General features: G+C 68.5%; 31 protein-coding genes. 16 read left to right on the top strand and 15 right to left on the bottom strand.

All coding sequences use genetic code 11. The features are described from left to right. Positions 1 to 2 precede the first annotated feature (2 nt). From ACSHWB_RS08845 to aroA, 3 genes are read right to left on the bottom strand one after another with little or no spacing between them, the layout of a single operon-like run. Positions 3 to 473, bottom strand: a complete 471-nt coding sequence (locus ACSHWB_RS08845) for a hypothetical protein (protein WP_439661596.1) — start codon at positions 471 to 473, stop codon at positions 3 to 5. After that, positions 470 to 1,474: a ribosome small subunit-dependent GTPase A gene (rsgA, locus tag ACSHWB_RS08840; protein ID WP_439661595.1), complete on the bottom strand. Its 1,005-nt coding sequence runs from the start codon at positions 1,472 to 1,474 to the stop codon at positions 470 to 472. Before rsgA ends, ACSHWB_RS08845 begins: the two co-directional genes overlap by 4 nt. A 2-nt stretch (positions 1,475 to 1,476) precedes the next feature. Then, positions 1,477 to 2,745: a 3-phosphoshikimate 1-carboxyvinyltransferase gene (gene aroA, locus ACSHWB_RS08835; RefSeq protein ID WP_439661594.1), complete on the bottom strand. Its 1,269-nt coding sequence runs from the start codon at positions 2,743 to 2,745 to the stop codon at positions 1,477 to 1,479. A gap of 85 nt (positions 2,746 to 2,830) precedes the next feature. On the opposite strand from aroA, the gene ACSHWB_RS08830 reads away from it, so the two are divergent. From ACSHWB_RS08830 to ACSHWB_RS08815, 4 genes are all read left to right on the top strand, one after another. Continuing rightward, positions 2,831 to 3,520, top strand: a complete 690-nt coding sequence (locus ACSHWB_RS08830) for an SOS response-associated peptidase (RefSeq protein WP_439661593.1) — start codon at positions 2,831 to 2,833, stop codon at positions 3,518 to 3,520. Next, complete coding sequence (locus ACSHWB_RS08825) at positions 3,517 to 4,128, top strand: alpha/beta hydrolase family protein (RefSeq protein ID WP_439661592.1); 612 nt, start codon at positions 3,517 to 3,519, stop codon at positions 4,126 to 4,128. Before ACSHWB_RS08830 ends, ACSHWB_RS08825 begins: the two co-directional genes overlap by 4 nt. Before the next feature lie 11 nt (positions 4,129 to 4,139). Then, on the top strand, positions 4,140 to 4,682 hold the full coding sequence (locus tag ACSHWB_RS08820; protein WP_439661591.1) for a DinB family protein: 543 nt from the start codon (positions 4,140 to 4,142) through the stop codon (positions 4,680 to 4,682). A gap of 133 nt (positions 4,683 to 4,815) precedes the next feature. After that, complete coding sequence (locus ACSHWB_RS08815; RefSeq protein WP_439661590.1) at positions 4,816 to 5,325, top strand: hypothetical protein; 510 nt, start codon at positions 4,816 to 4,818, stop codon at positions 5,323 to 5,325. Here ACSHWB_RS08815 and ybaK read toward each other — a convergent pair. Next, positions 5,322 to 5,798, bottom strand: a complete 477-nt coding sequence (gene ybaK / locus ACSHWB_RS08810) for a Cys-tRNA(Pro) deacylase (RefSeq protein WP_439661589.1) — start codon at positions 5,796 to 5,798, stop codon at positions 5,322 to 5,324. The genes ACSHWB_RS08815 and ybaK overlap by 4 nt on opposite strands. A 50-nt stretch (positions 5,799 to 5,848) precedes the next feature. Between ybaK and ACSHWB_RS08805 the strand changes: the two genes are divergently transcribed. Next, positions 5,849 to 6,523, top strand: a complete 675-nt coding sequence (locus tag ACSHWB_RS08805) for a sigma-70 family RNA polymerase sigma factor (protein ID WP_439661588.1) — start codon at positions 5,849 to 5,851, stop codon at positions 6,521 to 6,523. Continuing rightward, on the top strand, positions 6,520 to 6,780 hold the full coding sequence (gene rsrA, locus ACSHWB_RS08800) for a mycothiol system anti-sigma-R factor (RefSeq protein WP_360047237.1): 261 nt from the start codon (positions 6,520 to 6,522) through the stop codon (positions 6,778 to 6,780). Before ACSHWB_RS08805 ends, rsrA begins: the two co-directional genes overlap by 4 nt. Before the next feature lie 75 nt (positions 6,781 to 6,855). Here rsrA and ACSHWB_RS08795 read toward each other — a convergent pair whose 3' ends face one another. After that, complete coding sequence (locus ACSHWB_RS08795) at positions 6,856 to 6,930, bottom strand: 50S ribosomal protein bL37 (RefSeq protein WP_369809028.1); 75 nt, start codon at positions 6,928 to 6,930, stop codon at positions 6,856 to 6,858. A gap of 125 nt (positions 6,931 to 7,055) precedes the next feature. On the opposite strand from ACSHWB_RS08795, the gene ACSHWB_RS08790 reads away from it, so the two are divergent. Next, a complete protein-coding gene (locus ACSHWB_RS08790; protein WP_439664549.1) occupies positions 7,056 to 8,534 on the top strand; it encodes a histidine kinase N-terminal domain-containing protein in 1,479 nt (492 codons plus the stop codon). A 153-nt stretch (positions 8,535 to 8,687) separates the two neighbouring features. Here the strand turns inward: ACSHWB_RS08790 and ACSHWB_RS08785 are convergent, their stop codons facing one another. Then, positions 8,688 to 8,942, bottom strand: coding sequence for a WhiB family transcriptional regulator (locus ACSHWB_RS08785; RefSeq protein WP_015104912.1), 255 nt, complete (start codon positions 8,940 to 8,942; stop codon positions 8,688 to 8,690). Between the two features lie 247 nt (positions 8,943 to 9,189). Next, positions 9,190 to 10,125, bottom strand: a complete 936-nt coding sequence (locus ACSHWB_RS08780; RefSeq protein ID WP_439661587.1) for a diacylglycerol/lipid kinase family protein — start codon at positions 10,123 to 10,125, stop codon at positions 9,190 to 9,192. 251 nt (positions 10,126 to 10,376) lie between these two features. Here ACSHWB_RS08780 and ACSHWB_RS08775 point away from each other — a divergent pair, with 251 nt between their 5' ends. From ACSHWB_RS08775 to ACSHWB_RS08765, 3 genes are all read left to right on the top strand, one after another. Continuing rightward, positions 10,377 to 10,796 (top strand): hypothetical protein, encoded by a 420-nt coding sequence (locus tag ACSHWB_RS08775; protein ID WP_439661586.1) that lies wholly within the window; start codon positions 10,377 to 10,379, stop codon positions 10,794 to 10,796. 82 nt (positions 10,797 to 10,878) lie between these two features. After that, the gene (locus tag ACSHWB_RS08770) at positions 10,879 to 11,592 is read left to right on the top strand and encodes a S1 family peptidase (protein WP_439661585.1); all 714 of its coding nucleotides are present in this window, start codon (positions 10,879 to 10,881) and stop codon (positions 11,590 to 11,592) included. A gap of 110 nt (positions 11,593 to 11,702) precedes the next feature. Next, complete coding sequence (locus tag ACSHWB_RS08765; RefSeq protein ID WP_439661584.1) at positions 11,703 to 12,548, top strand: SAM-dependent methyltransferase; 846 nt, start codon at positions 11,703 to 11,705, stop codon at positions 12,546 to 12,548. Here the strand turns inward: ACSHWB_RS08765 and ACSHWB_RS08760 are convergent. The 4 genes from ACSHWB_RS08760 to ACSHWB_RS08745 all read right to left on the bottom strand — a co-directional run bounded on the left by ACSHWB_RS08760 (position 12,545) and on the right by ACSHWB_RS08745 (position 15,779). After that, positions 12,545 to 14,020, bottom strand: coding sequence for a glycoside hydrolase family 28 protein (locus ACSHWB_RS08760; RefSeq protein ID WP_439661583.1), 1,476 nt, complete (start codon positions 14,018 to 14,020; stop codon positions 12,545 to 12,547). The genes ACSHWB_RS08765 and ACSHWB_RS08760 overlap by 4 nt on opposite strands. Before the next feature lie 146 nt (positions 14,021 to 14,166). Further along, entirely contained in the window at positions 14,167 to 14,583 is a 417-nt protein-coding gene (locus ACSHWB_RS08755; RefSeq protein ID WP_439661582.1) for a DUF5684 domain-containing protein, read from the bottom strand. A 126-nt stretch (positions 14,584 to 14,709) separates the two neighbouring features. Continuing rightward, positions 14,710 to 15,183: a GNAT family N-acetyltransferase gene (locus ACSHWB_RS08750; RefSeq protein ID WP_439661581.1), complete on the bottom strand. Its 474-nt coding sequence runs from the start codon at positions 15,181 to 15,183 to the stop codon at positions 14,710 to 14,712. Further along, a complete protein-coding gene (locus tag ACSHWB_RS08745; protein WP_439661580.1) occupies positions 15,183 to 15,779 on the bottom strand; it encodes a histidine phosphatase family protein in 597 nt (198 codons plus the stop codon). The genes ACSHWB_RS08750 and ACSHWB_RS08745 overlap by 1 nt, the downstream gene beginning before the upstream one ends. A gap of 68 nt (positions 15,780 to 15,847) precedes the next feature. Between ACSHWB_RS08745 and ACSHWB_RS08740 the strand changes: the two genes are divergently transcribed. The 3 genes from ACSHWB_RS08740 to ACSHWB_RS08730 all read left to right on the top strand — a co-directional run bounded on the left by ACSHWB_RS08740 (position 15,848) and on the right by ACSHWB_RS08730 (position 19,035). Next, positions 15,848 to 16,018, top strand: coding sequence for a hypothetical protein (locus ACSHWB_RS08740; RefSeq protein ID WP_439661579.1), 171 nt, complete (start codon positions 15,848 to 15,850; stop codon positions 16,016 to 16,018). Between the two features lie 79 nt (positions 16,019 to 16,097). Beyond that, positions 16,098 to 16,256 carry a hypothetical protein gene (locus ACSHWB_RS08735; protein WP_439661578.1) on the top strand — a complete coding sequence of 53 codons (159 nt, stop codon included), beginning with the start codon at positions 16,098 to 16,100 and terminating at the stop codon, positions 16,254 to 16,256. Between the two features lie 121 nt (positions 16,257 to 16,377). Beyond that, the gene (locus ACSHWB_RS08730; RefSeq protein ID WP_439661577.1) at positions 16,378 to 19,035 is read left to right on the top strand and encodes an alpha/beta hydrolase family protein; all 2,658 of its coding nucleotides are present in this window, start codon (positions 16,378 to 16,380) and stop codon (positions 19,033 to 19,035) included. 1 nt (position 19,036) lies between these two features. Here ACSHWB_RS08730 and ACSHWB_RS08725 read toward each other — a convergent pair whose 3' ends face one another. Continuing rightward, positions 19,037 to 19,873, bottom strand: a complete 837-nt coding sequence (locus tag ACSHWB_RS08725; RefSeq protein WP_439661576.1) for a helix-turn-helix transcriptional regulator — start codon at positions 19,871 to 19,873, stop codon at positions 19,037 to 19,039. Positions 19,874 to 20,025: 152 nt separating this feature from the next. Here ACSHWB_RS08725 and ACSHWB_RS08720 point away from each other — a divergent pair, with 152 nt between their 5' ends. Continuing rightward, positions 20,026 to 20,859 carry an oxidoreductase gene (locus tag ACSHWB_RS08720; protein ID WP_439661575.1) on the top strand — a complete coding sequence of 278 codons (834 nt, stop codon included), beginning with the start codon at positions 20,026 to 20,028 and terminating at the stop codon, positions 20,857 to 20,859. A gap of 29 nt (positions 20,860 to 20,888) precedes the next feature. Here the strand turns inward: ACSHWB_RS08720 and ACSHWB_RS08715 are convergent, their stop codons facing one another. Together ACSHWB_RS08715 and sodN are read right to left on the bottom strand one after the other, a co-directional pair. Beyond that, positions 20,889 to 21,221 (bottom strand): hypothetical protein, encoded by a 333-nt coding sequence (locus tag ACSHWB_RS08715; protein ID WP_439661574.1) that lies wholly within the window; start codon positions 21,219 to 21,221, stop codon positions 20,889 to 20,891. Between the two features lie 96 nt (positions 21,222 to 21,317). Next, positions 21,318 to 21,725 carry a superoxide dismutase, Ni gene (gene sodN, locus ACSHWB_RS08710; protein WP_093592081.1) on the bottom strand — a complete coding sequence of 136 codons (408 nt, stop codon included), beginning with the start codon at positions 21,723 to 21,725 and terminating at the stop codon, positions 21,318 to 21,320. A gap of 96 nt (positions 21,726 to 21,821) precedes the next feature. Here sodN and ACSHWB_RS08705 point away from each other — a divergent pair, with 96 nt between their 5' ends. After that, positions 21,822 to 22,103: a S24 family peptidase gene (locus ACSHWB_RS08705; RefSeq protein ID WP_439664548.1), complete on the top strand. Its 282-nt coding sequence runs from the start codon at positions 21,822 to 21,824 to the stop codon at positions 22,101 to 22,103. Here the strand turns inward: ACSHWB_RS08705 and ACSHWB_RS08700 are convergent. After that, entirely contained in the window at positions 22,093 to 22,692 is a 600-nt protein-coding gene (locus ACSHWB_RS08700; RefSeq protein ID WP_439661573.1) for a dTDP-4-dehydrorhamnose 3,5-epimerase family protein, read from the bottom strand. The genes ACSHWB_RS08705 and ACSHWB_RS08700 overlap by 11 nt on opposite strands. A 333-nt stretch (positions 22,693 to 23,025) precedes the next feature. Between ACSHWB_RS08700 and ACSHWB_RS08695 the strand changes: the two genes are divergently transcribed. Next, complete coding sequence (locus ACSHWB_RS08695) at positions 23,026 to 24,222, top strand: NAD(P)-dependent malic enzyme (protein ID WP_439661572.1); 1,197 nt, start codon at positions 23,026 to 23,028, stop codon at positions 24,220 to 24,222. Positions 24,223 to 24,338 lie beyond the last annotated feature (116 nt).

The raw sequence follows: 24,338 nt of genomic DNA, 5'->3' as shown, positions 1-24,338 counted from the left end.
GGTCACTTCGGCAGTCGTTCCAGGGCCTTCGCCGCCAGCCCCTGCGTGACCTGCCCGACCGCGTTGAGGTCGTGGCTGCGCTGGAGGACCTTCAGCCCGACGAGCTGCCCGTCCCGCACTTCGAGGACGGCGTCGCACGTCACCTCGCCGGACGCGTCCGTGCACCTGCTGGTCAGCGGACGGTCGTCGCTCTCACCGGGCTGTCCGCCGTCGACCACGCCGCCGTACCCGCCGTCGGACAGCAGTTTCTGCGACTCGTCCGCGTACTTCGCGCTCAGCAGCGTCAGCCGCACGGTCAGCGAGTCGAACGGGTAGTCGCACGACCGGTCGGTCCTGGTGGGGGACCCGTTCATCTGCCCGGCGTCACCGGACGCGAGCAGCGTGCAGGGATCGGCCTTCGTGAACGCGGGTTCCTCCGGGGCCGAGCACGCGGCGAGAGCGACCAGCAGGGGCAACGTCCAACGCATGCTCATGATCCGTCAGCGTAATCGTCCATTCCGGCACGGGACGCGAGCAGCCGCCGCAACGACGTGAGACGGCCCGGCGCGTCCGGGACCAGCTCGTCCAGCATGCAGCCGGGGTCCTCCGGCGAACCGAGGTGGCCGCAGCCGGGCGGGCACTCCTCCGCCGCCTCGGCGAAGTCCGGGAACGCCTTCACGATGTCGTCCGGCGTGATGTGCGCGAGGCCGAACGAGCGGATGCCCGGCGTGTCCACGACCCAGCCGCCCTCCGGCAGGCGCAGCGCGACGGCCTGGGTGGAGGTGTGGCGGCCCTTGCCGACGCCGGACACGACGCCCACCGCGCGGTTCGCGGACGGCACGAGCTTGTTGACCAAAGTGGACTTGCCGACGCCGGAGTGGCCGATCAGGCAGGACACCGTGTTCGCGAGCCGCGCGCGCAGCGCCTCGGGCTCCTCGTCGGACCGCGTCACGATCACCGGCACGTTGAGCTCGGTGTAGAGCGCCAGCAGCGAGTCCGGCGAGGCGAGGTCCGACTTCGTCAGGCACAGCACCGGTTCCAGGCCTCCGGCGTACGCGGCGACCAGACAGCGGTCGATGAAACCCGTGCGCGGCGGGGGATCCGCCAGCGCCACGACCATGATGAGCTGGGAGGCGTTCGCGACGACGACGCGTTCGAACGGGTCCGTGTCGTCCGCGGTCCGGCGCAGCACCGAGGTCCGTTCGCCGACGCGCACGATGCGGGCCAGCGTGTCCGGCTGGCCCGACGTGTCACCGACGATGCCGACCTGGTCGCCGACCACCACGGGCGTGCGGCCCAGTTCGCGCGCACGCATCGCCGTGACGATCGCGCCCGACTCCATCGTGCACGTCCAGCGGCCGCGGTCGACGCCGATCACCATCGCGGTCTCGGCGTCGGCGTGTTCCGGCCGCTTCTTGCTGCGCGGCCGCGTCCCCTTGCCGGGGCGCACGCGCACGTCGGACTCGTCGAGCTTGCGCCAGTCCTGCTTGCTCACTTCTACGCGTCCCCGCCGAGCATCGTGGTCCACATTCCCGGGAAGTCGGGGATCGTCTTGGTCGTGCTGCCGATGTCGTCGACCGACATGCCCGGCACCACCAGGCCGATGATCGCGCCCGCGGTCGCCATCCGGTGGTCCGCGTAGGCCTTCCACACCCCGCCGTGCAGCGGAGCGGGATCGATGATCAGGCCGTCCTCTGTCTCGGTCGCGTTGCCGCCGACCGCGTTGATCTCGTTGACGAGCGCCGCGATCCGGTCGGTCTCGTGGCCGCGGATGTGCGCCACGCCCCGGATGACCGTGCGGCCCTCGGCGAGCGCGGCCAGTGCGGCGACGGTCGGCGTCAGCTCGCTCTCGTCGCGCAGGTCGATGTCCACGCCGGTCAGCTTCGCCGGTCCGCGCACGGTCAGTCCGCGCTCCGACACCTCGACCGCACAGCCCATGCGTTCCAGGATGCCCCGCACCGCGTCACCGGGCTGGGTGGTCTCCGACGGCCAGTGCGGAATCGTCACCTCGCCACCGGTCACCGCCGCCGCGGCCAGGAACACCGTCGCGTTCGACAGGTCCGGCTCCACGTGCCAGGTCCGCGCGCTGATCACGCCGGGCTCGACGTGCCACACGTTCGGGACGCTCGTGTCGACCTGGACGCCGACCGAACGCAGCGTCTGGACCGTCATGTCGATGTGCGGCAACGAGGGCACGGGCTTGCCGTCGTGCCGGACCGTCACGCCCTTGTCGAAGCGGGCACCGGACAGCAGCAGCCCGGACACGAACTGCGACGAGCCCGACGCGTCGATCGTCACCTCGCCACCGGGCACCGATCCCGTGCCGTGCAACGTGAACGGCAGCGCGTCACCCTCGACGTCGACGCCCAGCGACCGCAGCGCACCCAGCACGGTGCTCATCGGCCGCGTGCGGGCGTGCGGGTCGCCGTCGAACCGGATCCCGCCCTCGGCCAGCGCGGCGGCGGGCGGCAGGAAGCGCATGACCGTGCCCGCGAGACCGCAGTCGACGTCGGCGGGACCGCGCAGCAGACCGGGCATGACCTCCCAGCCGCCGTCCTCGCGATCGGTGATCCCGACGCCGAGCGACGACAGCGCGGCGGCCATCAGCACCGTGTCGCGGCTGCGCAACGGCGCGTGGACCGTCGAGGGCCCGTCGGCCAGTGCCGCGAGCACCAGGACGCGGTTCGTGATCGACTTCGAGCCGGGCACCGGCACCGTCGAGTGGACTGGGCCGGACGCGCTGGGAGCTGACCAGTGCTGAGTCATGCACAGATGATCCCGCATCTGGCCTGGGACAGTTCGCACTGGTGTGGGGGACGTGGGATTATCGCAACTTCGGAGGTGATCGGTTTTGTGCGGTAGGTACGCCTCCACCAAGGACCCGGCGCTGCTGGCGGCCGAGTTCGACGCGGTGGACGGGACCGGTGACGAGGCGCCGGGGGCGGACTACAACGTCGCTCCCACCAAGCACGTCATGGCCGTGGTCGAGCGCCGGCCCGAGGACGAGGAGCTGGAACGCAGCGTCCGCGTCATGCGCTGGGGTCTCGTCCCGCACTGGGCCAAGGACCTGTCCGGCGCCGCCAAGATGATCAACGCGCGAGCCGAGACCGTCCTGACCAAGCCCGCCTACAAGCAGTCGGCGATCAAACGGCGCTGCATCATCCCCGCCGCCGGTTGGTACGAATGGCAGCCGGCCGAGGGCCGCAAGCAGCCGTACTTCATGACGCTCGGGGACGACACGTCGCTCGCGATGGCGGGCCTCTGGTCCGTGTGGTGGAAGGACGACGTCCCGACCGTCACGTGCGCTGTGCTCACCACCGAGTCCATGGGCGCGTTGACCGAGGTGCACAACCGCATGCCGTTGCTGCTGCCCCAGGACCGCTGGTCCGCGTGGCTCGACCCGACGTCGCTGGACCCGTCGGAGCTGCTGACCCCGGACATGTCGATCGTCGAGGCACTGGAGTTGCGCCCGGTCTCGACCGATGTGAACAGCGTGAAGAACAACAACCCCTCTCTCATCGAACGCGCAGAGCTGTCGTGACCACGCTGTTGGTGGACACGCCGCACGGCCCCGCGAGGGCCTCGCTGCACTGTGCCCACGAACCGCGCGCAGCACTGCTCCTAGGCCACGGCGCCGGCGGCGGCGTCGAGGCCCCGGACCTGGTCGCCGCGTGCCGCGCCGCGAACTCCGTCGGCGTGCACGTGGCGTTGATCGAACAGCCCTACCGCGTCGCGGGCCGTCGTGCCCCGGCGCCGGCCAACCAGCTCGACACCGCCTGGCTGTCCGTGGTCGAGGACCTGGGCGAACGCTGGTTCGACGGCCTGCCCCTGGTGTTCGGGGGCCGGTCGTCGGGTGCGCGGGTGGCCTGCCGCACCTCGGTCGAGGGGCAGGCCGTGGCGGTGCTGTGCCTGGCGTTCCCGGTGCACCCGCCGGGCAAGCCGGAGAAGTCCCGGATGGCCGAGCTCGACGGCGTCGAGGTCGCCACGCTGGTCGTGCAGGGCGAGAACGACCCGTTCGGGCAGCCCGTGGGTGCTCATCACCGCGAGGTCGTGCTGCTCAAGGGCGACCACTCGCTGAAGGCGTCGGTCGCGGACGTCGGTCGTTATGTCGGCGAATGGATGGACCGGGTTCTGCGCCCGCTCGACTAACGTCGCCGGTCATGACCGACTTCGACGAGCAGGGCCGCCCCGACCCGCCCCTGGCCGGCGACGAGCTCGCCACCCTGAACGGCTTCCTGGACTTCCATCGCGCCACCCTCGTGTGGAAGACCGCCGGCCTCACCGCCGAGCAGCTGAACCAGACCGCCGCCAAGTCCTCGATGACCCTCGGCGGGCTGATCAAGCACCTCGCGTACGTCGAGCAGCAGTGGTTCCACGTCGTCCTGCACGACCGCGCGCCGCTGGAGCCGTGGGCGAGCGTCGACTGGAAGGCCGACAACGACTGGGACTGGCACTCGGCCGCGAACGACACCCCTGAGCAGCTCAACACCCTCTGGCAGGACGAGGTCGACCGCGCCCGCCAGGCCGTCGAGGAGGCCCTCGAAACCGGTGATCTCGGGCAGCTGGCGAAGCGCGCGCCCTGGCCGGACGGCCGCAAGGTGAGCCTGCGCTGGATCCTCACGCACATGGTCGAGGAGTACTCACGGCACAACGGCCACGCCGATCTCATCAGGGAAGCAGTCGACGGCCAGACCGGCGAGTAGGGCGAGCTCTTCCGAACGGAGGAAGGGGTCGGCCGAAAGTACGAAATACGATATTCGTGACAACCGAGTGCATCTCCGAGTCGTCGACAAGTGTGTAGGGCGAACGCCTATCGAGATGAATTCGGGAGAACACGTGAGCCGTTTCCGCACGATCGCGACCGCCGCTGCGTTGGCCGGCACTGCCGCATTGGCCGGTGTTGCGGCCTCTGCCGCTCAGGCCTCCGACCCGACGGCGGCCCCGTGGTGCACCGGCGACGATCTGGCGATCCGCGTCGATGACATGCGCTCTCCGTCGGCCAAGGACAAGGCGCACGTGATCCGCTTCGTCGCCGCGGAGGGTGTCTCCTGCAGGATCGGTGGCACCGTGAGCAACCTGCGCTTCCTCGACTGGAAGGGCAACGACATCCACGCCGCCCTGAACGGAGGCCAGCCCCCGTACAGCGAGACGCTGATCGGCGGGGACAGCTATGCCGCCAAGTACGTGGCATCGAACAGCGAGGGCCCCCAGCAGTTCCCCGCCTTCGTCCGCTTCAACCTGCCCGGCCAGGGCAAGCTGGGCGCTCTGGTCACCGTCGCGTGGCCGGCGTCCGGTATCGGTGCTGAATACGTCCGCAGTGGCGGCATCGTGGCGCCGGTCGGTTAAGCACTGATTCCGGCAACCACCGCATTGGTGAGCCGCATCAGGTCGGCAGGCGTGATCTCGACTTCGAGACCACGCCTGCCCGCGCTGCAGAAAATCGTCTCGAATTGCATCGCCGAATCGTCGACCACGACCGGAAGGCGTTTCTTCTGTCCCAGCGGCGAGATCCCACCCGCGACGTACCCGGTGGCGCGCTCCGCGTCGGCGACGACGGCCATCTTCGCCTTCTTGCCCTTCAACGCCGCCGCGAGGCCCTTGAGGTCGAGCTGCACGGTCACCGGCACGACGCCGACCGCGAGCTTGCCGTCCACTTCGGCCACGAGGGTCTTGAAGACGCGTTCCGGTGCGAGCCCGAGCGCCTCCGCGGCCTCCAGCCCGTACGACTCGTGCCTGGGGTCGTGCTCGTACGAGTGCAAGGTGTGCGCCACCCGCTGCTTGTCCAGCAGCGCTGTGGCGGGGGTCCCACGTCCGGCCATGCGGAATTACTACCAGCCCCTCCGTTGTTACCCGGAACGTGGCAACGAACATGCTTGAGCGGTCACGCGTAAAGTCAGTCCCGACCCAGAACCTGTGGGAAGGGAGCGCGGTGCCCGCCACCGGCACGACAGAGACGACGGCGGAGCGCGCTGCGCGTTTCGAGCGCGACGCGATGCCCATGCTCGACCAGCTGTACTCGGCCGCCCTGCGCATGACGCGCAACCCGGCGGACGCCGAGGACCTGGTGCAGGAGACGTTCCTCAAGGCCTACTCGGCGTTCGCGTCCTTCTCGGAGGGCACGAACCTCAAGGCATGGCTCTACCGGATCCTGACGAACACCTACATCAACGGCTACCGCAAGAAGCAGCGCCAGCCGATTCAGCAGCCGACCGACGAGATCACGGACTGGCAGCTGGCGCAGGCGGAGAGCCACACCTCGTCCGGGCTGCGCAGCGCCGAGGTCGAGGCACTCGACAACCTGCCCGACAGCGACGTCAAGGAAGCATTGCAGCGGTTGCCGGAGGAGTTCCGGATCGCGGTCTACCTCGCCGATGTCGAAGGCTTCGCGTACAAGGAGATCGCAGACATCATGGGCACCCCGATCGGCACGGTGATGTCCCGGTTGCACCGGGGCCGTCGCCAGCTCCGCGACATGCTGGCGGACGTCGCCCGCGACCGTGGCTTCCTCCGAGGCGGCAACGGCAGCAACGGAGACGCGTCATGAACTGCGGCGAACCCCACGACACCGACTGCTCAGAGGTGCTGTCCGAGGTCTGGCTGTTCCTGGACCAGGAATGCGACCAGGGACGGCGCGCGGCACTGCAGACGCACCTCGACGAGTGCCATCCGTGCCTGGAGCAGTTCGGGCTCGAGGAGCACCTCAAGGCGCTGCTCGCCCGCAAGTGTGGTGGGGACTACGCCCCCGCGGATCTGAAGGCGCGCATCCGCGCCACGATCGTGACGATCCGCACCGAGGACTGAAAAAGTCCTCCAGCAAGACCCCGAGCAAGACAAAAGGCCCTGGTCACCGTTGGTGTCCAGGGCCTTTCGCACGACTCAGGCGTTGGGGCGCTTGCCTCGGTTGGCGCCGCCCTTTTTGCGGTCGCGGCGCTTGCGAGCACGCTTCGACATGGGTGTCTCCTAGGATCAGAACTTGCTTCACCCGCGTCGGCTGGGCCGACTCCGGGTACCGATTCATGTTGGTCGGACCAGCCGACCAATCAAACACAGCTTCCGTAGTTTCTCATGGAGGAGTTCTGAGCACGCTCACGGACCTGCTGGCCGAGCACACGAAGCTCTCCGGCGCCGCCGTCGACCACCTCCAGCTGGTGGTCGCGGAGTGGCAACTCCTCTCCGACCTGTCGTTCGCGGACTTCGTCATGTGGGTCCCGCTGGAGGACGACAAGTTCCTCTGCGTGGCCCAAGCCCGTCCCACGACGGCGCCCACCGCCCACCCGGAGGACGTCGTCGGCAGCGAGGTCGACTCGGAGGAGCACCCGCAGCTGCGCAGGGCCATGGACGAGTCGCGGATCTGCCGCGAGGAGGACCCGCGCTGGCACCTGGGAGTCCCGGTGCGGCGCGAGACCATCCCGGTGCGGCTGGGTGCCCAGGTCATCGCGGTGCTCAGCCGCAGCACGAACCTGGCCGTGCCGCGCGTGCCGTCGCCGTTGGAGATCTCGTACCTCGGCAGTGCGGCCGACCTGTGCCAGATGATCGCGGACGGCACGTTCCCCGCGCCCGAGCCCTCGCCGGACGTGCACACCAGTCCGCGCGTCGGCGACGGCCTGATCAGGCTCGACCCGTCCGGTGCGGTGGTGTTCGCCTCGCCGAACGCGCTGTCGGCGTTCCACCGCATGGGGCACGCGTCGGACCTCGTCGGCGTGCACCTCGCGCCGTTGACCCGCAGCCTGATCGGTGACCCGTTCGACGCCACCGAGGTCGCCCAGCGCATCAGGCAGGCGCTCGAAGGACAGCCGTCGATGCGGATGGAGGCCGAGTCACGGCGTGGCGCCGCGGTGCTCTTCCGCGCTTTGCCCCTTCGGCCACGCGGTCAGGCCGCGGGCGCCATCGTGCTGTGCCGCGACGTCACCGAGGTGCGTCGGCGCGACCGCGCGCTGATGTCCAAGGACGCCACGATCCGCGAGATCCACCACCGGGTGAAGAACAACCTGCAGACCGTCGCGGCCCTGTTGAGGCTGCAAAGCCGCAGGTTGAGCAACCCGGAGGCGAAGGAGGCGCTCGCCGAGTCCGTGCGCCGTGTGACTTCCATCGCACTGGTTCACGAGACGTTGTCGATGAGCGTCGACGAGCGGGTGGACCTCGACGACGTGGTCGACAAGGTCATCCCGATGATGAGCGACGTCGCGGTCACCGAGACCCAGGTCAGCGTGCGTCGCGAGGGCGGGTTCGGGATCGTGCCCGCCGAGATCGCCACCCCGCTGGTGATGGTGCTGACCGAGCTCGTGCAGAACGCCTTCGAGCACGCCTACGCCCCTGGCCAGCGAGGAGAGGTCGTCGTGCACTCCGAGCGGTCCGCCAAATGGCTCGACGTGACGATCACCGACGACGGCAAGGGTCTTCCGCAGGGTTTCTCGCTCGAACGCACCGATCGGCTGGGTCTGCAGATCGTTCGGACCCTCGTCGATTCTGAATTGAGAGGCTCTTTGAGCTTGCGGCGACGGCCCCGAGGCGGTACTGAGGCGGTCCTGCGCGTGCCGCTCAGAGGGCGGCGCTAAACTAACGCCGTGCACACGTGACGGCCAGCCTCAGCGGTCTCACGTGGTCATGCGGGAGGGTGTGCAAACAAAGAAGCCCGACACCTGGCACGGTGTCGGGCTTCTCCTATAAAGATCAAACGCTGTAGTTCTGGTTCGCGGCTAACTGCCTGCTCAGGCGTTGCTGCGGGCCCGCGTGCGGGCGTTGCGGCGCTTGAGAGCGCGGCGCTCGTCTTCGCTCATCCCGCCCCAGACGCCGGCGTCCTGGCCGCTCTCGAGCGCCCACGCGAGGCAGTCGGAGACGACGGGGCAGCGGCGGCAGACGGTCTTCGCCTCGGCGATCTGAAGCAGCGCGGGACCACTGTTCCCAACGGGGAAGAACAGCTCGGGGTCCTCGTCGCGGCAGATCGCGCGGTGGCGCCAGTCCATTGGAACTACTCCTCAGCGATAGGCGCGCACAAGGGCACGCCGGTTGTCAGCGGTCGTTTTTGGGGTGCTTGTGAATGCTTTCACGAACGGCTGGGATGTCAAGGGGTAAGCACTGACCCGGTGAGTGAACTCACCCAAAAGATCGACAGCGTTCACCTGGGGTTTCACGCTCTGCTGTCACTCGACTGCCGTACATCCCGGGAAAGTACCGAGACGGTCACGAACCGGTTACGGACTGTCAAGTTCCTTACAGGGCAACAGTCAACGCATCCGGGACCGCCCGGAACTCCACCGCCGTGGTCGTTCCGAGGAAATCTCCGTCGACCTGGAGGTTCGCGGGCTCCTCGCACTTCACTCTGACATAACCCACGTCATCACGCCGAACGAGTTTCCCGCCCTTCGGATTCCCCGTCGCGAGGATCTGGGCGATGTAGCGCCCGACCGTGGGTACCCGCATCGTCGTCAACGCACTCAGGCCGAGGCCGCCGTCGAACGAGGTGCTGGGGTTGAGCTGGATCGCCCGGTCGCCGAAGTACGTCCACGGGTCGGTGTTCGAGACGAACACCATGCCGACGTCGTCGAACGGCGGCTCGTCCGGAATCTCGACGGTGAAGTGCTGCGGCTTGCGCACGTTCTGCGCATAAGCCTTGAGGGCGACGCTCAGATAGAGAGCGGGACTCGCGTTGCTGCCCTTGGCGCGCTTGCGTTCCACACCGGCGACGACGTCGGCGTCGAGGCCCATGCCCGCGTTGAACGTGAACCAGCGGCCGTCCTCGATGACGTCCGCGAAGACCTGGCCGAGCCCGATGCGGCGCTTGGTGCCGTGCTCGATCGCCTGGAGCAGGACGTGCGTGGCCTCGACGGGGTCGCGCGGGATGCCGAGCGCGCCCGCGAAGACGTTGGCCGAACCGCCGGGCACGACGCCCAGCATCGGCGTCTCCGGGCGTGGTCCGCCGCGCAGGATGCCGTTGACGACCTCGTTGACCGTGCCGTCGCCGCCGTGGGCGATGACCAGGTCGAACCCGTCCGCCGCAGCCTGGTGCGCGGCGTCTGCCGCATGGCCGCGGTAGGACGTCTGGATGATCTCCAGCTTCACGTCGCTGGCCAGTGCGTGCGCCAACACGTCACGGCCCGCCGGCGTTGTTGTTGTCGCCTGCGGGTTCACCACGAGAAGAGCGCGCACTACTTGAGAGTAAGACAGTGCGTGACTGTCAGCCGCGCGCATGTCCTCCCTAAGGGTGGCTTCAGCCTCACGAAAGTGGCGCAAATCTCCCTTCCGTCAGCACGGCGTTCACCTCGCAGCTGAGTGCACCCCGGACGACCGCCGGCTCGCTGAAGGCCCCTTGATCTTCCCTCTCCCGACGTGCCGAGAGAGCCCTCCAACCGGGTGGCCTACGATCCGTGACCAGTACAGAACGTGAGGAAAGGTCTCCCGTGACCACTCAGACCCCGGCGCCGCCGCGCCCGGTGCGCATCGCGTCCGCGCTCACCTTCGTGCAGGGTCTGGGCGGCATCGCGCTGGCCGTCGCGCTCGTCCTCCGGGTGATCGGGGGAGCGACGCCCGCCGGCCCGATCCTCGGCGCCGCCGGCGTGCTCGTCCTCTGGTTCGGCGGGGTGCTCTTCGCGACGGTCATGTTGTTCCGCGGTCACCACGGCGCCCGCACGCCCGTGATCGTCACGCAGCTGCTGTTGCTCGGTTGTGCCTGGTACGCGTACGGGCCGTCGCAGCAGCAGCTGCTCGGCTCGCTGGGCGGCATCTATTGCGTCGTCGTGCTCGTGTTCCTGTTCACGAACGAGGGCCGCAAGTGGGCGATCGGCTTGGACGACGTCTCGGAAGACGACAAAGCCGACTAACGGAGGGTGGTCACGGTCACACGGCCGGGTGAAGCTGTGGGTGGTTGCTTAACCACTCCCTGCACTCACGAGGTGACCAACCATGCGTTTCACTGTTGCGATCGCGGGCGCCGTCCTTGCAGCGCTCTCCCTCGCCCCTGCCACCGCCACGGCCGCTCCGGAGAACCCGGACATGTCGCCGATGATCATCGGCGGCGGCTATGCGTCGAACTTCCCGTACGCCGCCCGTCTGTTCTTCAACGGGCGGGAGAACTGCTCCGCCACCAAGATCGCCCCTCGGTGGATCCTGACCGCCGAGCACTGCGTCGCGGGCAGCGGCACGTACACGTTCCGCGCGGGCAGCCTGGACCAGACCTCCGGCGGTCAGGTCGTCACGGGTACCCGGATCATCAAGCACCCGTCGGCTGACCTGGCGCTGGTGCAGGTCGGCACGACCATGTCCGCGCCGTTCTCGCCGCTGGCCTCCAGCAGCGACGGCGTGGCCACGGGCCAGACCGTGCAGCTCTACGGCTGGGGCGCCACCTGCACCAACCAGCCGGAGATCAACTGCCAGTCGCGCTACCTGAAGGTCGCGAACACGCGGGTGACGAACCCCAACGGTTCCGACTACCGCGGTGGCCGTGCCATCTCCGTGTCGCGCGTCGACGGCATCGCCGCCGGCGGTGACTCGGGCGGCCCGATGTTCGGAGGCGGCCGTCAGGTCGGCGTCGCGTCCACCTCGGACCGCGCGACGCGCTCCAACTACACCCGCATCGCCACCTACCGCTCCTGGATCACCAGCAACGCGGGCGTCTGACACGCTGCTTGACCTGCGGTAACCCTGCGATGGCCCTCGGCTCCTGCCGGGGGCCATCACCCTACGTGACCACGAATGGTGGATGGACACGAACGGAGTAGCCAGTTACCGTGCCTCCAGCGTTCGCGCCGCTCGGGAGCAGGGTGAGGTGCGCAGTGCAGGACGGCCCGCAGCGGGTGAGGACAAACGGCGATTCCGAACGCCCAAATGTGGCCCGCCTGTTCGACTACTACCTCGGCGGAGCGCACAACTTCGCGGTCGACCGCGTGCTGGCCGAGGAGAGCATCCGGAAGTTCCCGGTCGCCGAGATAGCGCGCACGATCAGGTCGTTCTCCCGTCGCGTGGTGCGCCTGTGCGTCGAGGAGTACGGCATCCGCCAGTTCCTCGACCTGGGCAGCGGCATCCCGACCGCCGGCAACGTCCACGAGGTCGCCCAGTCGCTCGATCCGTCGTGCAACGTCGTCTACGTCGACAACGACCCGGTGACCGTGGCCCACGCCCGCACCATGCTGCGCGACAACCTCAACGCCGCCATCGTGCAGTCCGACATCGGTGACGTCGGCGCCGTGCTGCGGCATCCGGAGACGCGCCGCCTCATCGACTTCACGATGCCCACGGCCGTGCTGATGGTCGGTGTTCTGCCGTTCGTCACCGACGAACCCGCCGGTGTCGTCGCGCGCTACCGGGCCGCGTTGACCGAGGGCAGCGTCCTCGCGTTAACGCATCTCACGAAGGACGTGGAGCCGGAGCTGGTCGGCGAGCTGGTCGGCCTCGCGGACGCCATGGGGACCGAGGTCGTACCGCGGTCCAAGCAGGACGTGGAGGAGTTCGTCTGCGGCCTGAAGCTGCTGGAGCCGGGCCTGGTGCTCGCCGCCCACTGGAGGGCGGACGGCGAGCTCCCCGGTACGTCGGCCGCCGCGGACGCGTCCACCTACGGCGCGGTCGGCATGGTCTAGCTCGTCTTCGCCCGCAACGCCTGACCGCTCGTGGTCGTGCTGTCCGTGACGGACGTGCCGCTGCTCTTGCGCCACTGCAGGTCGTTCGCGCCGGTGCTGCGTTCCACCTTCACGCCGTTGAGCGAGATGTCCTGCACGCCGTCGGTGGTGAACGCCGGGCGCCCGTCGTTCTTGTCGAACTCGACGGTGCTGTTGATGAACTTCACGTCGGTCGCGTTGCGGATCCAGAACCCGAACGCCGGCCGCACGCCGAAGATCCGCGGCGGGTACTCGCCGGACACCTCCGGCGGGCTCTTCGAGGCGTCGGACTCCTTGTGGTTGCCGGGAACCGTCAGCCGCACGGTGTCGAACGTCAGTCCGGTGATCTTCGAGTCGGACCGGCCGGAGACCGTCGAGGCGTACTCCGGGTCGCCGGGGATGTCGCGCGGCGCGGTCAGGTTCGTGCCGGTGATGTTCCGGTAGGTGATGTTGCGGATCCTGCCGGTGGGCGGGCTGTTCGGGCAGCGGCCGCGCTTGCCGATGTGGACGTAGATCGGCGAGGCGGTCCTGGTGAGCTGGATGTTGTCGTAGAGGACGTCCTCGATCACCGCGCCGTCCATCGACACCATGCCGAGTCCCGCCTTGGAGGCGCCGGTGACCTTGAGGTTGCGGAACTGGATGTTCTTGAAGCTGCCGCAGGTCTCCGAGCCGAACTGGACGGCGTTGTTCTCGGTGGACTGGATGGTGGAGTCGCGCACGACGTTGTTCTGGCTCAGGAACGTCTTCCCGGTGGCGTAGTCGCTCTTGAACGCCACCGCGTCGTCGCTGGAGATGACGGTGGAGTTCGACAGCTCGACGTTGGAGCTGTTGATGAAGTTGATGCCGTCGCGGTCGTCCGGGGTGTCGACGGTGATGCGGTCGAGCTTCATCCCGTCGCAGCCGTTGGTGATGATCGCGAAGTGACCGGCCTCCTTGAACGTCACATCGGTGATGTCGACGTTCTTGCAGAACTTGAGCGAGAGCATCTTGTCGCCCTTGCCCGCCGGGATGTTCTCGCCTGTCTCCAGCTTGTTGGCGCCGTCGATGACGCCCTTGCCGGTGAAGCTGATGTTCTCGACGTTCTCGCCCCACAGCAGGGCGTTGCGGAAGTGGCTGTGCCCGAAGTCCTGGTACTTGCCGTAGGTGGGGTTGGGTTCCGGCGCGTCGATGCCGCTGCCGGACGCCACGATCCTGGCGCCCTGCTGGATGTTGATGGTGACGTTGCTCTTGAGGTGGATCGAGCGCGACAGGTACGTGCCCGGCGGAATTTCGACGGTGCCGTTTCCGGCCGCACTGGCCGCTGTGATGGCCTTGTCGATGGCGACCGAGTCGATCGCCTTGCCGTCGCCCTTCGCGCCGTAGTCCTTGACGTTGAAGCTGGCCGCCTTCGCCACGCCCACCGGTGCCACGACCACCGCTAGTGCGACGAACGCGCCGATCAGTCGACGCCTCATCGTTGAGAGGTCCTTCCTCTTCAGGTCGAGGGCGGCGGCTGCTCGGCTGGTGTGAAACACACTGAAAACGATTTCATTTCCGACCATAGTGAAGGCCGGGCCCGAAGTACAGGGGTGACTTCGAGGCCCGGCCTTCGCGGTCTGACTCAGCCCTTGTAGGCGGCCTGCTGGCCCGCCAGCGCGGCCGGGCCGCGGTACTGCGCGCCACCGAACGCGAGGATCGCGTAACCGATGATGCTGAACAGCCACAGGGCGACGACGCCGAACACGGCGTCCTTCGCGAACGACTTGGCGATGTCGATCGACACGATCACCGACATCACGATGTTCACGATCGGGATGAGGAACAGGATCAGCCACCAGCCGGGACGACCCGCGACCTTGAGCCACACGTAGATGTTGTAGATCGGGATGATCGCGGCCCAGCCGGGCTGACCGGCCTTCACGAAGACCTTCCACATCACGACGATGGCGAGGGCCAGGAAGGCCAGGTAGATGATCGTGCCGACGACACCGATGCCGGTCGAGACGGCGGGGTCAACGGTAGTCGGGTCAGTACCCACGGTCTTTCCTTCTTTCCACGCTTACTTTTTGCCGGGGGATCGGCGAGCGGGGACGCTGCCAGCACTGCGGACCCGTCCTGAGTGGAATCCCCGTTTCGTGAGCGTTTCGAGACCTTCTCTCAACCTTCAGAGTGAAGAGCCGAGCCTGACCAGGGCCTCGTCCGCGACGCGCATGGTCGTCCACTCGTCCATCGGGATGGCGCCCAACGACTTGTAGAACCCGATGCTGGGCTCGTTCCAGTTGAGGACCCACCACTGCAGACGGGTGTATCCCTTGGCGATGCACTCCTGGGCAAGCGCTTCCAGCAACTGTTTGCCGAGGCCGCTACCGCGCTGATCCGGTGTGACGTAAAGATCTTCGAGGTAGATGCCGTGGACACCGTCCCACGTCGAGAAGTTGAGGAACCACAACGCGATCCCGACGACCTGACCGTCCACTTCGGCCACGTGTCCGAACAGCGCAGGGTTCTCGCAGAACAGCGCCGTGCGCAGCTGTTCCGCGGTGAGGTGGCACTGTTCGGGCGCCTTCTCGTACAGCGCCAGCTCGTGCACCAGTCCCACGACCGCGTCGACGTCGCGCGGTTCCACTCGCCGGATCATCACACCTCCCACGCGGGCACGTTGAGCCTGCGCACCTGCGGGTCGCCCCGCTCGTCGCCCAGCTGGCAGATGCCGGCCGGGTCCAGTCCGAAGTGGACACCCTGGTCGGATGCGAGGCCCAGCCAGGCGGCGATCAGCACGCGGCTGAAGTGCCCGTGGCCCACCAGCACGACGTCGCCGCCGGGAAGGATCTTGCGCGCCTGGGAGAGCACCGTGCGGGCCCGCTCCTGCACCTCCGCGTGCGTCTCACCGTTCGGCATCGGATGCGACCACACCGTCCAGCCGGGCACGCGCTCGCGGATCTGCGGCGTGGTGATGCCCTCGTAGTCGCCGTAGTCCCACTCGGCCAGTTCCTCGGTCGTCGCGTTGACCTCCAGCCCGGCCAGCGCGGCCGTCCTGGTGGCACGCTGCCGAGGGCTCGTCAGCACGAGCGCAGGCGCCTGGTCCGTTCCCCTCAGCCGTGCGAGCGTGGCGCCCGCGCGGCGTGCCTGCTGCTCGCCCTCGGGCGTCAGTTCGATGTCAGTGCGTCCCGTGTGCCTGCCGCTCTCGGACCACTCGGTCTGGCCGTGGCGCAGCAGGTAGAGGTGGGTGCTCACCTGGTTGATCCTAAGGAGTGACGGGGAGCACGTTTGGAGTAGTACACGGTCGAGGTACTCCACTCGCCATGACCGCCGAGCACCACGACCACGGCGCCCCCGACGACGTCGACGCCCAGGAGATCCGCGAGAACTTCGGGGTCCGCGTCGCACGCATCCGGGCGGAGCTCACCTCGACGTGGAACAAGCTGAGCCAGAACGAGCGCGACACCGACGCCAGGGACCGCCGCTGGAGGTGACGCCGCCGAGAGCGTCCTGACATTTCGGTTCTGCTCGAAATGCGGGTGCTCCGCAGGTGTCGCCTGCTTTCCTGGGGAAATGACGACCGGACACGTGCTGGATTTGCAGGGACTGGCGGAACCACATCCGGCCGGGTTCACGGACCGCGTGACGATGGGCAGCGTGGCGAGCGTGGTGGACTCGACCTGGACCACCGTCTCGCGCCCGGACGAGCAAAAACCCGGGATATTGGGCTGAATGGCGTAATACTGACGTCTGATTGTTGTTTTGATTGGCAGATTCCCGGCGAAATTGCGTGCCGTACGGTGTACGGCGTGGCTAGAACGGAGTGGATCGTCCTTTTGAGGGGGACCCACACATGCGTCGTTCAGTCGCTTTTCTGATACCCGTTCTGCTGGCCGCGGTACTACCGGCGCTGCCCGCGTCGGCCGCGCCACCACCACCTTCCCCACCCGGCCTGACCGTCTCCGGAGACGTGATCCGCTGGACCACCTCCACCCCGATGCCGCTGCTCGAGGCCGGCGTGGAGTTCTGGGAGGGCGACCGGTTCCTCGGGCGCGCCCAGGAGTCCGCGGACCTGCGGACCTACACGCTGAACGCCGCTCTGCGAGACCCCGCCGCGCTCCAGGTGCGGTCGGCGGGCAGGCGGCTGGACGTGGTCGAGCCGCCGGTGGCCGGCCTGGCCGTGCCCCAGTTGCCCGCGTTGCAGCCGGAGGCCGGCGTGGACCCCGGCAAGCCGGGGCCGTACGCCACCACCACGGGTGAGTACGCGCTCGACCCGATCAGGCTGCCCGAGTACGCGTCGCCGATCGAGATGGAGGCCGTCGTCGTCGCGCCCCAGGGTGCGCCGGGCAGGCGGCCGCTCGCGCTCTTCCTGCACGGCAGGCACTTCACCTGCTACAGCAAGACCGATCCGAACCGGATCGCGATGAGCTGGCCGTGCCCCAGCGGGTTGACGGCGGTGCCGAGCCACAAGGGATACCTGAAGGCGCAGCAGTTGCTGGCGTCGCAGGGATATCTCACGGTGTCGATCTCCGCCAACGGTGTCAACGCGCAGGACGCGCTGACCGCCGACGCGGGTGCGCAGGGACGTTCGTCGCTGGTGCGTCACCACCTGGCGAAGTGGGCGGACTGGGCGTCCAGTCGTGGCTCCGCGCCTGCCGCGGTGAAGTCCGCGCCGCCCGCCGACCTGTCGAAGGTGTTGCTGGTGGGCCACTCCCGCGGTGGTGAGGGCGTCAACCGCGCCGCCACCGACAGCCTCACCCCGCCGCCCGGCGACACGGGTTTCTCCGGTCCGGTGCGCTGGAACATCCGCGGCACCGTGCTGATCGGTCCCACGATCTTCGGCCACAACCCGGCGCCGGACGTGCCCTCGGTGACGTTCCTGCCCGGCTGCGACGGTGACGTGTCCGACCTGCAGGGCCAGATCCTCGTGGACCAGACGCGCGGTCTGAGCAGGGGCGACGCGCTGCACAGCGCGCTGTACATGATCGGCGCGAACCACAACTACTTCAACAGCGAGTGGACTCCCGGCCAGGCGGAGGCGCCGGCGTCCGACGACTTCTGGCCCGGCCAGCAGCCGGACCCGCTGTGCACGCCCGGTACCGCCACCCGCCTGACCGCGGACCAGCAGCAGGCCATGGGCGCCACCTACGTCGCGGCGTCCGCGCGGCTGTTCCTCGGCCGCGACCAGTCCGTGCTGCCGCTGCTCGACGGCACCGGCGTGCGCGCCCCGTCCGCCGACCCGGCCCGCGTTCTCTCGCACGCCATCGGCGCCGACCGCAAGGCGTTCGTCGTGCCGGACGGTGCGACGGCGGTGTCCGGCAGCGCCCGCGTCTGCCAGCAGACGACCCGTGACGCCGCCGCGTGCAGCACTGCGCGTTCGCCGCACTTCGTCGGCTTCCGCGGTGCGGTGGCCCAGCCCGAACGCCTGTCGGTCGCGCTGAAGTGGACCGAGGCAGGACAGGCCGGTGTGGTCACGCCCGCCGCGCCGGTGTCGCTGAACGGTTCCAGCGACCTCGCGCTGCGGCTGGCCGTTCCGCCGAACTCGGCGGCCTCGAAGTTCGGCGTTGCCGTGACCGACCACAATGGACAGAAGCACGCGCTCGGCTCCGTCTCGGTGGCGGGGCTGCCCGGCTCGGACCGCACGAGTTCGTTGTGGGCTCAGGAGGTTCGCGTCCCGCTGCCCTCGGGCCTCGGCCGCGTCGCCTCGCTGGAGCTGGTCCCGGAGTCCGCGTCCGGCGAGGCGTGGCTGATCGACGCCTACGGCTGGGACAAGGGGCTCGTCCCCGTCGTTCCCACCCGGCTGGCCCGGGTCGACGCCGTCGTCACGGCGGTCGACGAGGGTGACTCCGGCACGCAGACCCACAACATCGTCGTCACCGCGACCGGCAACGGCACCCGCGTGATCCGGTTGTTCTACAACGAGCCGGGCAACAAGCCCGCCACGAAGCTGGTGACACTGGGGCCGGGCGAGAGTCGCGCCGAGGTTCCGGTGACCTACACCGGCAACACCAGGTGGAGCAGCGACGTCCGCTATCCGGTGTCGGTGCTGGCGATCTCCAACGCGGTCGTCGGTTCCGCGATCGGCGGCCTGTTGGTGCGCAACGACGATCCCGCGCCGAAGGTGACGGTCACCCCTGTCACCGACAGCGTGGTGGAGGGTGGCGCCCTGAAGTGGAGGCTGACCCTGTCCGAGCCCGTCGACTCGCCGGTCTCGCTCATCGGCGTACCGGTGGCACCCGCCTCCGGCGCCGAACTGTCCACAACGGACGTCGACGCCGACTGGCTGCTGCGGAACTCGGGCGAGGAAGCGTTGCCCTCACGGCCGTTGTCCGCCACGCAGCTCGGGTTCTACGCCTTCATCCGTGCGGGCGAGACCTCGTACGAGTTCGAGGTGCCGACCGTGGCCGACACCGAGACCGAGGGTGAGGAGCAGGTCCGGCTGAAGTTCGAGGGCAACTCGCCCACCGGCAACGGCTTCGAGGTGACGGGCAAGGTGACGGACGCCGCGTGACTCATGACCGCACGCGGTCTGCCGTCCAACTGGTGAGCAGCCGGAGCTTCTCCTCCGACGGTGAACCGGTGTCGGCGCTGTAGATGACGATGGTCTGACCCTGCGCCTCGGGCAGGCGCAGGGTCTGCCAGTTGAGCCGCAGGTCGCCGACGGCCTCGTGGAAGAAGCGCTTGACGCCGTGCTGGTGCTCGGACAGCCGGTAGTCCGCCCACATGCCCGCGAACTCCTCCGAGCGGGTGCTGAGATCACCGACGATCCGCGACAGGGCCTCGTTGTCGCGACCGGGGATGACCGAGGCGCGCAGCGTGGCGACGATGTCGGCGGCGATCTCGGTCCAGTCGCGGTACACGACGCGGGCGCGCGGGTTCAGGAACATCCACTTGGCCAGGTTGCGGTCCTCGGCCGGCATGGCCTCGAAGTCGTCCAGCAGCGCCTTGCCGGCGTGGTTGATGCCGAGGATCTCCAGGTACGGCCCGTGGATGACCGCGGGCACGTCGATCGCGCGGATCATGGACTGCAGCGCGGGCCTGGCCCTGGGCGTCGAGGACGGCCGGGCCGGCTCCGGCTGCAGCAGCGAGGAGAAGTACCGGCTCTCGACCTCGTCGAGCCGCAGCGCCCGCGCCACCGCCTCGACGACCTGCCCGGACACGTTGCGGGCGCGGCCCTGCTCGAGCTTGACGTAGTAGTCGACGCTGACCCCGGCGAGGATCGCGACCTCCGCCCGGCGCAGCCCCTTGACCCGCCGCGGCGTAGTGGCGGCAGGCAGGCCCACGTCCTCCGGCGCGAGTGCCGCACGACGTGACGTGAGGAAGTCGCGCAGTTCGTTGCCGCTGGTCATGCTCTCGATTATGGCCAGGCCGAACGCCGGTCGGCAGTTCCTGGGTGGTACTGCCAGAGCCATGACGAGGGGTACCAGCCATCCCCTTCGATTCCTGGTCGCGCTGGGACGTAATGGAAAGCGTCAACAACGTCCCCCGCAAGGAGAACATCGTGTCTGTCTGGTTCGTGACCGGAGCGTCCCGCGGCCTGGGTCTGGAGATCGTGAAGGCCGCGCTGACGCGGGGCGACTCGGTGGTGGCCACCGCCCGTGACCCGAAGGCGATCGAACAGGCCCTGCCAGGCCACGACAACCTGCTGGCCCTCCCGCTCGACGTCGCCGCCCAGGACCAGGCCGAAGCGGCGGTGCAGGCCGCCCTCGCCCGGTTCGGCAGCATCGACGTCCTGGTCAACAACGCCGGCCGCGGCCTCGTCGGCGCCGTGGAGGAGACCAGCGACGCCGAGGCCCGCGCGGTCTTCGACATCAACGTCTTCGGCCTGCTCACCGTGATCCGCGCGGTCACCCCGGCCATGCGCGCCGCCCGCAGCGGCCGGATCCTCAACATCAGCTCGACCGGCGGCGTGGTCGCGTGGGCGGGCTGGGGCGTCTACAGCGCCACGAAGTTCGCACTCGAAGGCATCACCGAGGCCCTGCGCCTCGAACTCGCGCCGCTCGGCATCCAGGTCACCTCGGTGCAGCCGGGCCCGCTGCGCACCGACTTCCTCGCCTCGTCGTCACTCGGCCAGGTCGCACGGGTCATCGACGACTACGCCAGCACCGGCGGCGCCTCCAGGGCGTGGGCCGGGGAGAACCACGGCCTGCAGGAGGGCGACCCGGTCAAGGCCGCAGCGGCTCTGCTGACCCTCGCCGACCTGCCCGAGATGCCGGCCAGGCTCCCGCTCGGCACGTCCACGCTGGCCGACATCCGGGGCAAGCTCGCGGCCGTCGGTGCGGACCTGGAGGCCTGGCAGGAGCTGTCCCGGTCGACCGACGTCGTCCCCGCCTGAGGGAAGGCGAGGTCTCCACAGAAGCCCGTTCAGTGCAAGGCCGCGTGTTCGTGGGCCCAGGCTTCGGCTGACTCATGGTCTTCAGCCGGCGGAGAATCCAGCAGGCACCCACCGCACCGGGCGAAGAACATTCCGTCTTCTTCCCAGGCGTGCACCTGTCCGGGCTTCACCCAGTCCGGCGACCAGTTCACCTCGAAGGCGTAGAGCACGCCGGAAGTGACGCCTTCCATCAGCCGTTCGATCGCGTCGTCGGCCAGGCCGAGCCCCAGCGCGTCGTTCGTCACCTTGAGCTCGGTTCTCACGTTGTCTTCCAGCAGATGAGTCACGCGGGCATCGTGTGCGCTTTCAGCGCCCTTCGTCATGGCCACATCCTGCCGCGCGTTCAGCCGCACCGTGTACGACGAACGGCGCCGCTCCCTGCCCGGGGAGCGGCGCCGTTCAGCAAGACCGTGAAGGGCTCAGCCCTGCTTGGTCTCCCAGAAGATCTTGTCGATCTGCGCGATCAGGTCGAGAAGCGCCTGACCCGAGGCCGGGTCCATGGACGCCTTCGTGCCGCCCGCACCCGCGGCCTTGGTGGCGCGGTTGAACAGGTCGTGCAGCTCGGGGTACTTCTCGAAGTGAGGCGGCTTGAAGTAGTCCGTCCACAGCACCCACAGGTGGTGCTTGACGAGCTCGCTGCGCTGCTCCTTGATCAGGATGGCGCGCTCCCGGAACTCCGGGTCCTCGTTCGCCTGGTACTTCTCCTGGACCGCCTTGACCGACTCGGCCTCGATCCGGGCCTGGGCCGGGTCGTACACGCCGCAGGGGAGATCGCAGTGCGCGGTCGCCTCAACGCGTGGGCGGAGAATGCGCGACACGAGTCGCATCGTTCCTCCCAGAATGAAAAAACAGTGGATGCTCCGACGGGTAGAACCCTACTCCGGCTGATCGAAGGGTGATCGTTGAGACCGCGTCTTTCCACCGTGCTCGTGAGGGGGCCGTCCATGGTGCCGGCCCTCAGGGACGAGGACATCGTGCTGGTCAGGTGGGGTGCGAGGCCGAGGGCGGGGCAGGTCGTGCTGGTGCGGTGGGCGAGCAGACCCGATCAGTTGTCGGTGAAGCGCGCCTCTCACGAAGTGGACGGTGGGTGGCACGTGGTGGGAGACAACCCCTACGCGAGCACGGACTCCGGACAGCTCGGACCTGCGGAGGTGCTCGGTGTCGTCAAAGCTCGACTATGGCCGAGGCCCGGTTTCAGGCTTTGAGCGACGCGTACAGGGCCAGGCAGTCCTCGTAACGCGGCAGCACGCCCGCCTCGTAGGCCTCGGCGAGGGTGGGGGCCGCGGTGTCCTTCTCCGACAACAGGAACTCGAGCTCGCGCGGCCACGGGAGGTCGAGCGCCGGGTCGAGGGGCGTCAGGCCGTGCTCGCCGGAGGGGTTGTAGACGGTGGAGCAGAGGTAGTTCATGGTCGTGTCGTCTTCCAGGGCGATCATCGCGTGGCCCAGGCCCTCCGCCAGGTAGACCGCGTTGCACTTCTGGGAGTTCACGAGCACGGCGTCCCACTGGCCGAACGTGGGGGAGCCGACGCGGATGTCCACGACCACGTCGATGAACGAGCCGCGCGGGCAGAAGACGTACTTCGCCTGGGACGGCGGGACGTCCGCGTAGTGGATGCCGCGGATCGTGCCGGCGCGGGAGACGCTGTGGTTGGTCTGGGCGAGCCGCAGCGGGTGCCCGACCGCCTCGACGAAGGCGGCCTCCTGGTACGGCGACGCGAACACGCCGCGGTCGTCGGGAAAACTCCGAGGGGTGAACTCGAACGCGCCCTCAATTTTCAGCGAACTCGCCTGCATGTCGTCACTCTAAGGCGTCAAGTTTTCTTGACCGATCGGGTGCTTCCTGCCTGCAGAAACTGACCGGTCGGTGCAGAAAACCGGACGGACGTCTTGCTACATGCCCTCTGACCTGCGGAAAAAGTGTGATCCCCGCCGCAGACAGCGGCGCGGGACCCTGCCACACTTCCCGTCACCCGCAACACTCGGGCACTTCCCCGTCGCAACTCGTCGGAGGTCGTTGACCGAGTTTCCAGGCCCCGTGCACCCGGCGTGACAACGCTGGGCCGGTGCGCCGTTTGGTGATGAGCCCAGTTGGGGCCACTACGCCGCCCGCACCGCAGGAGGGACGCCGTGACAGCAGTGAACGAAGCCCGCATCGAGAACTCCGATCCGACGCAGTTGACGGACGAGGAGATCTTCAACGCGCACCTGGGCGGGAAGCTCGAGGTCGGCGCGACCGCCTCGCTGGCTGACCCGAAAGCGCTGTCCATCGCGTACACCCCTGGTGTCGCACGAGTGAGCAATGCGATCGCGCAGGACCCGAGCCTCGCCGCGAAGTACACGTGGGCGCACCGCCTGGTCGTGGTCGTCAGCGACGGCACCGCGGTGCTCGGCCTGGGCGACATCGGCCCGAGCGCGTCGCTGCCCGTCATGGAGGGCAAGTCCGCGCTGTTCAAGACGTTCGGCGGCCTCGACTCCATCCCGCTCGTGCTCAACACGACGGACGTGGACGAGATCGTCGAGACGCTGGTGCGGCTGCGCCCGTCGTTCGGCGCGGTCAACCTGGAGGACGTCTCCGCCCCGCGCTGCTTCGAGCTGGAGCAGAAGCTGATCGAGGCGCTCGACTGCCCGGTCATGCACGACGACCAGCACGGCACGGCCGTCGTGTCGCTCGCCGCCCTCAACGGCGCGAACACGGTGCTCGGCAAGAACATCGGTGACCAGCGGGTGGTCATCTCCGGTGCGGGTGCCGCGGGCATCGCGATCGCCAAGATCCTCCTCGCCGCCGGTGCCGGCGACATCACGCTGCTCGACTCGCGCGGCATCGTCCGCACGGGCAGGGCCGGTCTCAACCCCGTCAAGGCGGAGATCGCGGCGGTCACGAACTCCAGCAACCTCGACGGCGGCATCGACGTGGCGCTGCGCGGCGCGGACGTCTTCATCGGCGTGTCGTCCTCCAAGGTGTCCGAGGACCTCATCGCGAGCATGGCGAACGACTCGATCGTGTTCGCGCTGTCGAACCCGGACCCCGAGGTGCACCCGGAGGTCGCCGCCAGGCACGCCGCGATCGTGGCGACCGGCCGCAGCGACTTCCCGAACCAGATCAACAACGTGCTCGCGTTCCCCGGCATTTTCCGCGGGGCTCTCGACGCGGGTGCGCGACGGATCACGGAAGGCATGAAACTCGCGGCAGCGGATGCCATTCTCGCCGTTGCGAAGGATGATTTGGGCCCAGACCGAATTGTTCCCTCGGCATTGGACCCGCGCGTCGGACCCGAGGTCGCGGCGGCTGTGGCCGTGGCCGCGAAGGCCGACGGAGTGGCCTGATCCGGCTCTCGCATTCGCCACCTTTTTGCATGTTCACGGGGAGCGGAACCACGAACGTGGCTTTTCGTTAACCCGTGCAGGGGTGGGCGATGACGCTCTGAAGCGCTACCGTCCCT

Origin of the sequence: Lentzea sp. HUAS TT2, from assembly GCF_051853195.1 — a bacterium.
Lineage (GTDB): Bacteria > Actinomycetota > Actinomycetes > Mycobacteriales > Pseudonocardiaceae > Lentzea.
The sequence above is the reverse complement of the archived record's forward strand: the minus strand, read 5'-3'. Positions and strand labels throughout refer to the sequence as shown.